The organism is Parabacteroides sp. AM08-6 (assembly GCF_003473295.1).
Taxonomy (GTDB): Bacteria; Bacteroidota; Bacteroidia; order Bacteroidales; family Tannerellaceae; genus Parabacteroides.
The window spans coordinates 109,664-124,068 of the sequence record NZ_QRMP01000004.1 but is presented as its reverse complement, the minus strand read 5'-3'; the positions used below and the strand labels follow the sequence as shown (position 1 = coordinate 124,068).

At 41.3% G+C, this 14,405-nt stretch carries 13 protein-coding genes; 7 read left to right on the top strand and 6 right to left on the bottom strand.

The features are described from left to right. Positions 1-29 precede the first annotated feature (29 nt). A complete protein-coding gene (locus DW103_RS05195) occupies positions 30-1,007 on the bottom strand; it encodes an SDR family oxidoreductase (protein WP_122274609.1) in 978 nt (325 codons plus the stop codon). Positions 1,008-1,214: 207 nt separating this feature from the next. On the opposite strand from DW103_RS05195, the gene DW103_RS05190 reads away from it, so the two are divergent. Beyond that, positions 1,215-2,237, top strand: coding sequence for a polysaccharide deacetylase family protein (locus DW103_RS05190; protein WP_122274608.1), 1,023 nt, complete (start codon positions 1,215-1,217; stop codon positions 2,235-2,237). A gap of 21 nt (positions 2,238-2,258) precedes the next feature. Next, entirely contained in the window at positions 2,259-4,184 is a 1,926-nt protein-coding gene (locus DW103_RS05185; protein ID WP_122274607.1) for an LTA synthase family protein, read from the top strand. A 1-nt stretch (position 4,185) separates the two neighbouring features. Here the strand turns inward: DW103_RS05185 and DW103_RS05180 are convergent, their stop codons facing one another. The 4 genes from DW103_RS05180 to DW103_RS05165 are packed head-to-tail and all read right to left on the bottom strand — an operon-like array spanning position 4,186 to position 8,064. Next, positions 4,186-5,328 (bottom strand): glycosyltransferase family 1 protein, encoded by a 1,143-nt coding sequence (locus DW103_RS05180; RefSeq protein WP_122274606.1) that lies wholly within the window; start codon positions 5,326-5,328, stop codon positions 4,186-4,188. 20 nt (positions 5,329-5,348) lie between these two features. Then, positions 5,349-6,377, bottom strand: a complete 1,029-nt coding sequence (locus DW103_RS05175; protein ID WP_122274605.1) for a glycosyltransferase family 9 protein — start codon at positions 6,375-6,377, stop codon at positions 5,349-5,351. Between the two features lie 18 nt (positions 6,378-6,395). Further along, complete coding sequence (locus DW103_RS05170; RefSeq protein WP_122274604.1) at positions 6,396-7,451, bottom strand: glycosyltransferase family 9 protein; 1,056 nt, start codon at positions 7,449-7,451, stop codon at positions 6,396-6,398. A 7-nt stretch (positions 7,452-7,458) separates the two neighbouring features. Continuing rightward, a complete protein-coding gene (locus DW103_RS05165) occupies positions 7,459-8,064 on the bottom strand; it encodes a DUF4254 domain-containing protein (protein WP_122274603.1) in 606 nt (201 codons plus the stop codon). Positions 8,065-8,279: 215 nt separating this feature from the next. On the opposite strand from DW103_RS05165, the gene DW103_RS05160 reads away from it, so the two are divergent. The 4 genes from DW103_RS05160 to DW103_RS05145 all read left to right on the top strand — a co-directional run bounded on the left by DW103_RS05160 (position 8,280) and on the right by DW103_RS05145 (position 13,428). Continuing rightward, complete coding sequence (locus DW103_RS05160; RefSeq protein WP_122274602.1) at positions 8,280-9,785, top strand: CotH kinase family protein; 1,506 nt, start codon at positions 8,280-8,282, stop codon at positions 9,783-9,785. Positions 9,786-10,175: 390 nt separating this feature from the next. Next, the gene (locus DW103_RS05155; protein ID WP_122274601.1) at positions 10,176-11,054 is read left to right on the top strand and encodes a hypothetical protein; all 879 of its coding nucleotides are present in this window, start codon (positions 10,176-10,178) and stop codon (positions 11,052-11,054) included. Between the two features lie 44 nt (positions 11,055-11,098). Then, positions 11,099-12,208: a 4-phosphoerythronate dehydrogenase PdxB gene (gene pdxB / locus DW103_RS05150; protein WP_122274600.1), complete on the top strand. Its 1,110-nt coding sequence runs from the start codon at positions 11,099-11,101 to the stop codon at positions 12,206-12,208. Between the two features lie 20 nt (positions 12,209-12,228). Next, positions 12,229-13,428: an MFS transporter gene (locus DW103_RS05145; RefSeq protein WP_122274599.1), complete on the top strand. Its 1,200-nt coding sequence runs from the start codon at positions 12,229-12,231 to the stop codon at positions 13,426-13,428. A gap of 5 nt (positions 13,429-13,433) precedes the next feature. Here DW103_RS05145 and purN read toward each other — a convergent pair whose 3' ends face one another. Continuing rightward, a complete protein-coding gene (gene purN / locus DW103_RS05140; RefSeq protein ID WP_122274598.1) occupies positions 13,434-13,997 on the bottom strand; it encodes a phosphoribosylglycinamide formyltransferase in 564 nt (187 codons plus the stop codon). A 154-nt stretch (positions 13,998-14,151) separates the two neighbouring features. Here purN and DW103_RS05135 point away from each other — a divergent pair, with 154 nt between their 5' ends. After that, the gene (locus DW103_RS05135) at positions 14,152-14,388 is read left to right on the top strand and encodes an acyl carrier protein (RefSeq protein ID WP_122274597.1); all 237 of its coding nucleotides are present in this window, start codon (positions 14,152-14,154) and stop codon (positions 14,386-14,388) included. The last annotated feature ends 17 nt before the right edge of the window (positions 14,389-14,405 follow it).

Below are 14,405 nucleotides of genomic sequence, written 5' to 3'. Positions count from 1 at the left end.
ATACTTTCTTAATTAAGCGAACCAGATTATTATTTCAGATGTTCCCAATACCATTTTACGGCTTCCCGTAATCCTTCCCGCATATTGTAAAGCGGTTCATATTTCAGTAAACGGCGTGCTTTGTCGATGGAAGCGAGCGAATGCGGAATATCGCCTAAACGTTCAGGGCCATGTTTCACTTCTACCCCGGCAATTTTCGGGTCATAAATACTTAGATATTCTTTCAGATAGCCGACAAGCTGATTTAACGTTGTACGCTCTCCGAAAGCGGTATTGTAAACAGTGTTGACAGACGCTTTATCGGTGGTAGAGAGCGCCAGTTTATTCATCAGCACAACATTTTCGATATAAGTGAAATCACGCGAATATTCGCCGTCGCCATTAATGACAGGTGATTCGTGCTGCATCAGCTTCTTTACAAACAGAGGAATTACGGCTGCATAAGCTCCGTTCGGGTCTTGGCGGCGTCCGAATACATTGAAATAGCGTAAACCGATACATTCCATTCCATAAGTACGGGAAAATACGTCTGCATAAAGCTCATTGACATATTTCGTTACAGCATAAGGGGAGAGCGGCTTACCGATGACATCCTCTACTTTCGGCAGCGATTGGGAATCGCCGTAGGTGGAAGAACTGGCTGCATATACGAACCGTTTTACCCCTGCATCGCGGGCGGCTACCAGCATATTCAGAAAACCTGCTATATTAACGGCATTAGTAGTAACCGGGTCTTTGATGGAACGGGGAACCGAGCCTAAAGCAGCTTCGTGCAGCACATAATCAACGCCTTCTACTGCCTTCCGGCAATCTTCCTCATTGCGGATATCTCCTACAATCAACCGGAAATGCGGATTATCGAAATACATGCGGATATTATCCGGTTTTCCCGTAGCAAAGTTATCCAGACAAATAACCTGATGACCTTCATTCAAAAAATACTCACATAAATTTGAACCGATAAAACCAGCTCCGCCTGTTATCAGAATTGTTGCTCCTTTTTCCATACTAAATAGCCAATCAGCCTTAAAGAAATGTTATGAATGGACAAAGATAAGATATTCTTCCTGAATAATTGGATTGTACAAAAACTTTGTATAGTTTTGTCCGATTTTATTCACTGGTATAAGTGTTGAAAATGGTACCTGTTGGTCAAACAGCGGTTGAATTGAGTAAATAATTCCACTATCTTTCAATCCGAAGAGTAGTAAAATATGAGAAAAAGTAGACTGAAACATAATCTCGTGAAATTTGGACTTACCGGGTTATTACGTTTCCTGAATAAGAACCCTAGGGTTATTTTCTATCATGGTGTCGACTTTGCCGAAAGTATTAACTCCTTGCATATAAATCCGGATATCTTTGAACAGCAAATGATTTTTTTGTTAAAGCATTACGAGATAATATCCATCCATGAATATGAAAACCGTTTCCGTACTAACCGGTTCACCGGCAGAGAAATAGTTGTAACGTTTGATGATGGTTATAAGAACAATCTGACATTGGCTGCGCCAATTTTAAAGTCTTTGAATATTCCGTTTACTGTTTTTGTTTCAACCAATCACATCGGAAGCGGAGACTATTTTCCGACAGCTATCGCTCGTATAATTATACGATACAGCAATCTATCTTTTCTGAAGATAGATTGTCTTAAATACTCTGTGACTTTAAAAGATAGCAAGCAGAGGGAAAAAGTTTGTGAAGCAATTCTCCGTGTTTTAAAATGTTGTAATATTCAGCTTGTTAATGAAATTTGCAATCAGCTTATTGCAAATGTATCCCCTGATGAATATGAGGAGCTATGTCATATTCATAAAATGGAAACGCCTATGAACTGGACGGATGTGATAAAATTGCATACGGAATATGATTGTACGATTGGTTCGCATTGCAAAGACCATTTTATTTGCAATATTTACCAAACAGAGGAGGATATAAGGGAACAACTGCAAGGCAGTAAACAAATAATTGAAGAGAAACTACATACCTCTTGTGATTTTCTGGCTTATCCAAATGGTATTTATCGCAAGGGGGACATAACGAACTATGCGTTAACTACTGCGGCGGAAGTCGGTTATAAACTTGCTTTTACCACAGTCCAGGATCGTTTGAAATCTAATACAAATGCAATGCTTATGCCGCGTTGTGCTGCTCGTTTTGAAATGGATGATTTTATTACGAAATTGGTACTAAAACCAAACTTCTTTAAAAAAAAGAAAGCATCCAAATATTTATAACAAACATAAAAGGGAATAATAATGAGGAAACTATTTAACGGAATAAAATATCTATTTTCTATTTATATCATCGCTATTTTATTTTTAACTTTATTCAGGTTGATACTCTTTGCGTGTGAATATGATAATATAGCTAAAGAAGCATCTGTTCAATCGGGGCTTATCTTCAAAGCTTTTGTCATGGGGATACGTTTTGATACCGTAATTGCATGCTATATATTGATACTTCCGGTTGTACTGATTTGCATTCATTCTTTTTTGAAGACATCTTCTTCTGCTTTGTATAAAGGCATCCATATTTGGTGTTGTACGTTTTTTTCAATCTGTTTGCTTCTTTCGGCAGCCAATATTCCTTATTTCCTCCAGTTTTATAAGCCAATTAACGCATCTGTACTGAATTGGGCCGGCGAGCTTTCTTTTGTAACCGGCATGTTATTCCAGGAAAAGAGTTTTCTTGTATATATTGTCCTTTTTATTGTGGTGGATATTCTATTTTGCTCGTTGGCGGGATATATAAAAAAGAGGATGCTTCGTTTGCAAGAGGGAGTAGAGCCTGTAAAACTGTATTACGGATTGACCCCTTTTGTTTGCTTGCTCGTCTGTACTGTCTGTTTTCTGGGCATTCGCGGACGCTTGGCACGTAAATCACCGATACGGATAGGTACGGCTTATTTCTGTAATAATTCTTTTCTGAACCAATTGGGACTCGACCCGGCCTTTGTTTTTCTGCGTTCTGTCCTCGATATGAAAAAGGAAAAAAACAGTGAAGTACATTTAATGGATAGCAGTATTGCAATACAAAAAGTTGCTGCGAGTCTGAAGTTTACGGATGTATCCGGTAAAACTTGTTGTAAGGAAGTGGCAGGAAATGACACGCTTCCGCATAAAAATGTAGTATTTATCTTAATGGAGGGTTTTTGTACAAACCTCCTGGACAAAAAGGACCGGACTCCGTTTGTAAACGATTTGGTCCGGCGTTCCATTTATTTCCCTTATGCGTTTTCGGCAGGTATACATACCATGAATGGGGTTTACGGTACCTTGTTTTCCTTCCCGGCTTTATTGAGCCAACATCCGTTTAAAACGGGAAATATCAAATCTTACAATTGTTGGCCGGCTGTTATGAAACAAAACGGTTATCACACGTTGTATTTTACGACTCATGACGACCAGTTCGACAATATTGGAGGTTACCTGCTTGCTAACCAGGTAGAAACAATTATATCCCAGAAAGATTATCCGAGCGAAGAAATACATAGTAATCTGGGGGTATGCGACGATTATATGTTCAGGCGTTCCATTGAAGTCTTGAATAGGGTCAGTCAGGATGGAAAGCCGTTTTTTGCAACAATGATGACTGCCAGCAATCATCAGCCGATTGTTATTCCGGAATATTTCACCCCTAAAGAAGGAAGCCGGAAAGACCAGGTTATCGAGTATTCCGACTGGGCTATTGCACGTTTCTTCGAATGGGCCGGCAAGCAGCCTTGGTATGAGAATACTATTTTTGTGCTGACGGGAGATCATGGTTCCCCTGCCGGGGATAATTTATATGACGTTTCGCTTGCCTATCATCAAGTCCCTTTAATCATATTCCAACCGGATTGTGACAATCCTCAGGTTATAAACAAACTGGCCGGACAAATCGATATATTCCCGACTGTTATGGGTATGCTGGGGATACCTTATCGAAACGAGACATTCGGTATCGATTTATTCCGTGAAACACGGCCTTATATGTATTTTTCTTCAGATGATTCGTATGCCTGTGTCGACCGTAAATACTATTATGTCAATCGGTTGGATGGCCGGGAAAGTCTTTATAATTATGCGGCAGGCAGTGCGGAAGATTCTTTGGACTTCTTATCCGGTAAAGCACAGGAAATGAAGGAATATGCAGCTTCTATGATACAAGCTGCACAGTATATAGTCAAACAAAAAGAATAGGCTAAGGGCGGAGGCGGGCAACCGATTGGTAAATATCAATCAGTTGTTTTGCAATGACTTCGTCTTCAAAACGTTGCACGTATGTTTTGCCTTCCGTTTTCATCTTTTCAGCTAATTCGGGAGAGGAAAATATTTGGTTAATCTTTCCGGCCAGCGCAACTTCATCGTTCGGGTTAATATAAACAGAACCGGGTCCTCCGGCCTCTTCCAGGCATGAACCGGTTGCTGCAATTACCGGAAGTCCGGAATGGATTGCTTCGATGATGGGAATACCGAATCCTTCAAAAAAAGAAGGATAAATGAAAAGGGAGGCCATTTGATAGATTGCGGGCAAATCGGCAAAAGAAACATCGCTTCGCAGAAAAATGCGGTCGGATAAATGATGTTCTTGTATGTATTGTTCCACTTCATCCGTATAAGGCGTATGTTTGCCGACCGCAACCAATGCTATTTCTTTGTCTTCCAGCAATGCCATGGCTTTTACTATCAGCATCAGATTTTTCCGGCTTTCGATGCTTCCGACATTTAATATATATTTTTCCGGTAACCGGTAAGTCTTTTTTACCTGCTTTTTAACCTCATTGGAAACCGGATGCGTAAAGGAGGCATCGCATCCTTGATAAACTACGGATATTTTCTTCTCATCAATACCGAAAAAGTGAATAATATCCTGTTTGGTCATTTCGCTGACAGCTATTATCCGGTCAGCTTGCCGGCAGGCTCTTTTAAATTTGTATGTATAAATACAACGGTCTATCGGCTTGTAAAACTCAGGATAACGGAGAAATATCAAATCGTGGATAGTGACAATGGAAGGAATATGGTTTTTTGCCAGCCCTAGTGGGAGTTCATTGCTCAAACCATGAAAAAGTTCAACTTTATCTCTCTTCAATGTTGTGACCAAGGCTCCTGAACGCCAGATAAACTTGAACATTTTATGGAAAAACTTTTCCGGATAATGAAACCGGATACCTGAAAGGTTTTCTATCTGGCAACGCAACCGTTCTTTCCCCGGAGAAGGAGAATACAGATTGTATATGTTGTCCGGATAATATGTCGCTAATATTCTGATTATGAAACGCCCGTAATTTCCCAGTCCGGTCGCGTTATGTGTAATCCGTTTTGCTTCATATCCTATATTCATGATTCCAAAGGGCAATAATGTTACTTAAGAACTTCTTTTATTTTAGCCACAACCGCTTCCGGTTTAATTTTTGTCAAGCATGCCCAATCTCCCCGGAAGCAGGGCTTTTGTCCGAAAACGGAGCAAGGACGACACGGCAGTTTTTCCTGAATGGCATCTTCCGGATTTTGATGGTATCCGTAAAAACCGGCATACGGATGTGTCGCACCCCAGATTGAAACCACTCGTGTGTTGACTAAAGAGGCAAAGTGCATATTGGCAGAATCCATGCAAAGCAATACATCCAGCAGGCTTATTAAGGCCAGCTCGTAATCCAACGAATATTTGCCTACTACACTTACGACATGCGGATATTGAAATTCCCATTGTTCCAGAACCGTTTCCTCGTATCCGCGTCCTCCAAACAAAAAGATTGTATATTCCTCATTTTTGGAAAGTTTGGCAACAACCTGTTCCATATCATCGATTGGATAAATCTTTCCATCATGTTTGGCAAAAGGAGCCACACCAATCCATTTCCCGGATTTGGGGCCGGTCAGCGATTTTATGACCGAAAGGTCTGCCGGATGATTCTCGTAAAGCGAAGTGAATGTTTCCGTATAATTTAATCCGGCAGCCCGGAATACATCCGCATAACGTTCTATTACGGGGCGAAGTGGTTTTCTGGATTTCTTTTCTCTGGCTGTCAGTTGTTTGCGTTCTTTTCTGGCCTTATCTACCACAAAAACATGTTTTCCTTTAAGGAAGAAGAAGGTACGGAGAATCATCGTACGGATTACATTGTGTAAATCCAGAACAATGTCGAAGTCGTATCTGACCAAGGCTGATGCAAATCTAAGCAGACCGGTAAGTCCTTTTTCTGCCGCTTTGGTATTTATGCCGATGACATCCACGTTGGCGGGACGGTTCATGAAGACCGGCATCAGGAATGCCTGCGTCAGCACGGTGAACGTGTCTTGGGGATTAGCTTTAGCGGCCGAGTAAATAACCGGAACGGTCATTGCGACATCGCCAATGGCAGAAAGTCTTATTACCAATATATTTGCCATGAATATTAAAATAATTATCTATTTTTTCAAATATTTATCCAGCATCGGAGATACTCCTGACCAGACTTCATCAACTGAAACTGCGGTGTGTCCGTCGGCTGTAGCTCTTACTTCTTCCGGATTTTTATTATCACCGGCTTCTATGCCCTGAAATTTGTCGCCATCTTCCGGCAACCAGACCGACTTGGAAATTCCAGGCGAATAGATAGCGTAAGACGGAATATCGAGTGCTTGCACAATGTGGCGCGGGCCGCCTTCGTTTCCAAAAAAGAAATCGCAGTTTGCAATCATTGCACGTAAATCGGACAAGGCATCAGCCTGAATGTTTACGAATAAATGTGAGTCGCATTCCATCTCCCGGAACAGTCTTTTAGCAAGTTCTTCTTCCTTTGTTCCTGTATAATTAAAAATGATTTGAGGCTCGTATTTATCTATGATACGGAATAAAACTTCCTTCATTAGTGACAGGCTCCACATTTTGTCTGCAACGCGGGTAACAACAGATGCCAATATCACCGGCTTGGAGAAGTCTATGCCTTGTTGTTCCATATAGGAACGAAATCTGCTCTTTTCATCTTTGCTTACATAAAGACGAAAGGCCGGGTCATATACAATTTTACTCTCTTTCTCCAATGGTTTTAATAAAGCCAGATTGTGCTGTACCATGTCCAGGGAATTGTCCTTGTGATTGTCAATCCGATGGTTGTGTATCAGGAAATTATATCTCTTCTTTGTCCCTATCCGGTAAGGCGTATGTAAGGAAAAAAGACTGAACCACAATGTTTTTATTGTGGAACGCATGTCTATAATCACATCGTAATCTGTTTCCCGCATCACTTGCCGGACCCGTAAAAGATACTTCCGGATAGAATGATTTTCTTCATTATTAAAAGAAATTATACGGTCGATATCCGGATGATTATCATATAAAGAAATGATATTGTCATTTAAAACAAAGTCTACCTGTGCTTCCGGAAAAGATTTCTTTAAGCTGGAGCACAACGAAGTAGCAAGGACGGAGTCCCCGACACGGCGAAAACGAATAACTAAAATATGTTTAATCGTTTTTTTCATCCGTTATTTACTGTTTGCCGTACAGTACAGGGTTCAATGCCGGGTCGTTATACATCTTCATTTGCTTGTAAACCTTCATGAATTTACGTCCGGTCTTAATGTCTTCCAACAGTTGGTCCAAGGCAGTACATAAATCCTTTTTCTGTTCCAGCAAAACATGCAACTTTTCTTGGCATTGTGCTTTATGCTCCTGGCTTGTGTTTGTTCGAGCCACCTCTTGCTGCATGTGATAAATTTTTAAAATCAGAATGGAAAGACGGTCTATCGCCCAAGCCGGACTTTCGGTGTTAATGGTAGCGTTGGGCTGAACTTTTACATTTTTATATTGGTCCAGAAAAAAACTGTCTATCAATTCAACCAAATCGGTACGATCCTGATTGGATTTATCAATTCTCCTTTTGATAGCCAATGCTTCTACCGGGTCGATAGCCGGGTTACGGATTATATCTTCCAAATGCCATTGTACGGCATCAATCCAGTTTTTCAGATAGAGATAAAACTCTATACTTTTTACTTCGTAAGGATTGTGAACCGTTGCATCCACATGGTCAGTAACATGATAAGCTTTTGTTGCCTGCTCGAAAACCCGGCAACATTGTTCGCTGAAATTCATACGCGTCTTTTTTTCTTTCTGTAAATACTAAAGCACAAAGATAGAAAGAATTTTTATCCTTTTAGCATGCAACCCTTTTTTGTCAAAGAGACGGTGTATGTCGAGCGTGAAAGAATAGGTCTTTCTGTAAAGATATTTTTGAAAAAACATAAAAATAATGTTGTGATTACTTGATAAAATCATATATTTGTGCAAACAACTTTTTATTTGATGCTATGGTAAATAAAATTTTTGGAGTTCTGGTAGTTTTTATATTACTGTTCTCTGCTTGTAAAGACGAAGAAACTCCACTTTCTTCAACGAAACAGTTGGTAAGCTTTTCTCTTTTGGAAAGTGACAATCAAGGTAAAATCAGTGGTGATGTAGAAGCAGTTATTCAAGGCGACCAGGTCGTATTGCCGTTTTATCGGTCCAATAACTTGACCTCGTTGATTGCTACGTTCGTATATGAAGGGAAAGCCCTTACGATAAATGGTGTGGAGCAGAAATCGGGTGTGACCGCGAATGATTATTCCCAACCATTGATTATCGCAGTGGTGGCTGAAGACGGAAGTAAAGTCTCCTACACTGTCAAGATTGATTTGATGAATGATGACCCGGACCGGGTATTGGGCGTTCCCGAATTCGTCATAACGCTGAATGATCCTTCCATAACTGAAATACCAAGTAAAGACGATTACTTGGATGCTACTTTGACGGTGAAGGGAAAAGGTGTTTACGAAGACTATACCGGTAAAACCCAGATAAAGGGACGTGGTAACTCAACTTGGGGCTATCCAAAGAAACCTTACCGGTTGAAACTCGATAAGAAAGCGGAAATCTGCGGTTTTGGAGAGGCTAAGAACTATGTATTGTTGGCAAACTATATCGACCCGACATTAATGTTGAATTCGGTGACTTTCAAAATCGGACATCTGTTGGAACTTCCTTTCACAAATCATGCAATCCCTGTAGATGTAGTCCTGAATGGCAAATATAAAGGCTCTTATTTGCTGACAGAACAGATTGAAGTGAAAAAAAATCGCGTGGATTTGGACGAAGATAACAGTGTCATGTGGGAGCTTGATTCCTATTTTGATGAAGACCCGAAGTTCAAGTCGGAAATATATAACCTTCCTGTGATGGTGAAAGATCCGGATTTGTCAGCGGAACAGTTTGATTACTGGCGGAAGGATTTTAACGCGTTTATGGGGCAGTTCGCTAAAGAACCGTTGAATACGAACACGTATGTGGATATGATTGATATAGAATCAGTCGTTAAGTATTTAATTACCTTTAATCTGGTGCACAATATGGAAATTAATCATCCGAAAAGTATTTTTATCCATAAGGAGAAAGGTGGTAAATATGTGATGGGTCCTCTTTGGGATTTTGACTGGGCATTTGATTATGAAGGGACAGGAGTTCACTTTGGTAGGTATAACACCCCGCTTTTTTCTAATCAGGTAGGGGAAGGTATCGGAACGGTCTTTTTCCAGCGTTTCCTGCAAGACAGCCGGGTGAGAGCATTGTATAAAGAAGTTTGGCAAGATTTTAAGAAGAATAAATTAAGTCAGCTGCTACAATATATAGATGATTACTCCGAAGTGCTTAAACCATCTGCGAAAAAAGATAGTGAGATTTGGGAAAAGACCCGCTCATATGACGCCAAAGTGAGAGAATTGAAAACTTGGCTGAAAAACAGAGCCAACTATATAGATCAGGAAGTAAGCCAGTTTTAATAGTGCTACTCTATAAAGCAATGTTTATTGCCGGGTATCGTTGCAGGAAATGCAATTGATACCCGGCAATAATATTTTTGGCTCTATTGTTGTTTCTTTTGCAGATACCGCTACTTCCCTTTTGTAAATCCTGCCTTACGAATCATAGGAAACGTCCTTACCTTTGCCTGATTTTCATTCAAGCTATTTTACTTTCAATATATGTTGAAAGTAAAAATAACAATTATTGAAATCAAAGTATACAATTGTTGTTTTTGATTTCAATGAGAATGGAAAGGAAATTTGCTTGGGTGAAAATTGAAAAAAGATACTAATCATCCGGATAAAAGTACGGTATCTTTTGCGTATTTCCCACCTTTTTTGTATATTTGACGAAAAGGAGGTAATAATATGGCAAATCCGAGATTACCTGATATCACAGAAGCAGAACAAAACCTTCTGTATGAGAAGTTGAATGCGTACAACCGGAACAGGACTTCCTACAAGGAAGCCGGATGTTATTTGATAGTCCTTCCCCGGGAGGGACATCCTGATTACAGCCTTTGGTTTTATACCCCTTTCCTCGAACGGAGGAATATTTTGTTTATTGAAGATTTAAAACCCGATATTGTCTCTTCCCTCCGGATTGCCACTTCTGTACTCTGGTATGTAAACCGGCAGGTGCTTGTCACCCAATATAATGAGAAAAGAATGTCGCACAACGGTGACGACTTGGTCTCTTTCGGTAAATATCGCGGACATTTCTTGTATGAGGTGTTACGGATAGACCCTTCCTATGTGAATTGGATTGCTTTTAAATTCACGGCAAGGATACCGAAGCAGGAACGTTTTGTTAAGATGGCTCAGGCCTATAATACGATTTACCTGGATAAAATGTCGGGAAAAAGAAGGCGTACCCAGCCGCTCAGCCGTTATTTGGGGGTGAAGGGGGAGAAACTGACGAACTTGACTCTGAAAGTACTTCGCGTTCGTTTGGAGGATGACCCCTATAAAACGGAACTTAGCGGAACAACGCCTTTGTTTTATGTCCGTCAGCGGCTGACTGCCGTGGATGCGAACGGGAATCTGGTAAATCTCGCTTTTTCGTCCAGCACTCCCAGCTTGGTTTCCGGCAGGCTACCTTCGCTGGAACATGCTTTCCAACCCGGTGAAGTTCTGCATATCGCTTCGGCACGTATTTCCGGCACGTATGAAAACCGGGGTATTTGTTATACCCGTTTAAATTATATAAAATTCAACAAAGGTTCTCTAAATAATAGGGAGACCTGACGGAATAACTGCTATCTTTGCCTCCTCTAAAAGTGAGTCGTAAGATGAAAATAGTAGCTGACAACACTGTCCCTTACCTGAAAGGAATTGCAGAATCGGTTGCAGATGTGAAATATCTGAATGCGAGTGCGTTTACCCCGGAGAATATCCATGATGCAGATGCCCTGATTGTTCGGAGTATAGATAAATGTACACGGCATTTGCTGGAAGGAAGTCGCGTCAGGCTGATAACAAGTGCGACCATCGGTTTCGACCATATAGATACGTTGTATTGCGATGAGGCAGGCATCACTTGGAAAAATGCACCGGGTTGCAATGCCGTCTCTGTAGCCCAATATGTGTTGGCTTCGCTTGTTGTGGTAGGTATGCGCAGAAATGAGTCCCTGCAAGGAAAGACAATCGGTATCGTCGGAGTCGGGCATGTCGGGAAAGAAGTGGAAAAGCTTTGCGTGGCTTATGGTATGCATGTATTGCGAAACGACCCGCCCCGCGCTGAAGCAGAGGGGAATGAGGGATTCATTTCATTGGATGCCATCGCCGAACGGGCTGATATTATTACTTTTCATACACCTTTGACCCGGGCTGGACGTTTTGCTACCTTTCATTTGGCAAATGAAGACTTTTTTAGAAAGTTGAAGAAAAATCCTTGGTTTATCAATGCTTCCCGTGGTGCTGTTCATGATACGTCCGCCTTGTTGAAAGCAAAGAAAGAGGGGATAATCGGTGAATTAATTATCGATTGTTGGGAAAACGAACCGAATATCGACCGGGAATTATTGGATATTGCGGCTATCGCAACTCCGCATATCGCCGGCTTTTCGGCAGACGGAAAGGCGAATGGAACTCGTATGTGCCTTGAGAATATTGAAACATTCTTTCATGTCAAAATAGAAAAGAAAGGAGAGGTCGTACCTCCCGCGCCGGCTACTCCGGTGATAGATTTGGAGCATTTCCCGGACTATCGTGTCGAACGGGCGATTTTGGCAAGCTTCAATCCCCTTATTGTGGATGCCGCTCTGCGGGAAACGCCCGGAAAGTTTGAAGAGTTTCGTTCAAATTATCATCATCCACGGGAATATGCTGCTTATACAGCCAGGAACGCGACTGTGGCAGAGGGTGCTTTATTAAAAAATCTCGGTTTTCAACTCTATTAATAACGGATATCGGAAAATTTATGACTAAGGACAAACTCGTATCACCCGGCTTCTGCTATATATTGGCAGCCAACTTCTTGTTGTTTTTTGCTTTCTATCTGATATTGCCGGTTTTGCCATTTTATCTGAGAGAACGGTTCATGACAGACAATTCGATGATTGGTTTTATATTATCGTGCTACACAATCGCTTGCCTTTGTATCCGTCCTTTTTCGGGCTATTTGCTGGATACGTTTGCGCGCCGTCCTTTGTATTTGGTGGCGTATGCTGTCTTTATGGTTATTTTTGCCGGCTATATGGTGGCAAGCGTGCTAAGTATTTTTATCATTTTGCGTATCTTGCATGGGTTCGCTTTTGGGATGGTGACGGTTTCGGGGAATACCATTGTGATTGATATCCTGCCGTCGTCCAGGCGCGGCGAGGGATTGGGCTATTACGGTCTGGCCAATAACCTGGCGATGAGTTTCGGACCGATGATTGGTTTGTTTATGCGGGGGAGTTGTTCGTATGAAACGATATTTTCCTGTTCGCTGATTTCCTGTTTCCTCGGTTTTATCATGGCTTTTCTTGTGAAGACTCCTTATAAGCAGCCGGTAAAAAGAGAGCCGGTTTCGTTAGACCGTTTTTTCTTAGTGAAAGGGACTTGGGCGGGGATTTCCTTGCTGTTGCTCTCTATTCCGTATGGCATGACAACGACTTATGTAGCCATGTATGCACAAGATATCGGTATTTCTGTCAATTCCGGTTTGTATTTTACATTTATGGCAATCGGGCTGGCAGTCTCCCGTCTGTTCTCCGGGCGGCAAGTCGATAAAGGGCGGATTACGTTGGTTATTTCTCTTGGCATGTGTCTGGCCAGCCTCAGTTTTTTTGTCTTGGCTTCATTGGATAGGTTGATGCAATGGAATCCGGTTTTCACTTCTTATTTATATATAGGAATCGCGCTTTCGCAAGGTGTGGCTTTCGGAACCATGTTTCCGGCCTTCAATACGTTGTTCGTCAATCTGGCTCCTAATAGTCAGCGTGGAACAGCTACCTCTACTTACCTGACCAGTTGGGATGTCGGTATCGGTATCGGATTGATGATTGGAGGAAGTATTGCACAGGCGTTCGGTGGGTTTGATTATGCTTACCTGTTCGGAGCCTGCCTGACCGTACTGTCTGCTGTCTTCTTTCTGGTCAAAGCAGGACCTCACTTTAACAGATATAAATTGCGGTAGGCTGTTTATTTCAGCAACTCTTCAATGACATGCGGGTAATGCGCGTATTCCAGTGCATGAACTTTGGCAGCTACCTCCTCGGGCGTATCAGTCGGTAATACCGGACATTTGGCTTGGAAAATAGTGGTTCCTTCGTCATAATTCTCATTGACATAATGGATGGTGATGCCCGACTCTTTTTCTCCGGCGGCAACTACCGCTTCGTGTACATGCATGCCATACATCCCTTTCCCGCCATGTTTGGGCAGTAAAGCCGGATGGATGTTGATTATTTTTCCGGGATAAGCTTTTAGTAATGCGTCGGATATTTTGTTCATAAAACCGGCAAGAACAATCAGGTCTGTACGATATTCGGCAAGTTTTGCAAGAACAACTGTTCCTTCCACAAATTCTTCACGCGAAAAGACGAACGAAGGAACCCCTAATTTGTTTACGCGGTCATGCACACCGACATTCTTGTTGTTTGACAAAACAACTGCAACTTTAATACTTTCACTTTGAGAGAAATATCGGGTGATATTTTCGGCATTCGTACCCGACCCGGAGGCAAAAATTGCTACGTTTTTCATATTTTTCTATGTTTTAGTGCACACGAAAAGAAAAAATGTGCAGTTTTCCGCATTTTTAGCTTATTAAATTTGTTTTGTAACATAAAAAATTCTTTTCTTTGCACTGCAAATTTAAAAAGTATATTCGTATTTATTAATCTAAATTGAAAAAGTTATGTCTGAAGTTGCTGAAAGAGTAAAGGATATCATCGTTGACAAACTGAGCGTTGAGAAAACAGAAGTTACAAACGAAGCAAGCTTTACTAACGATCTGGGAGCAGACTCTCTTGACACGGTAGAATTGATTATGGAATTTGAAAAAGAATTCGGAATCTCAATTCCTGATGATCAAGCAGAAAAGATTACAACTGTAGGTGATGCTATCGCTTACATCGAAGCAAACGCGAAGTAATCAATCCTTTTAATTAA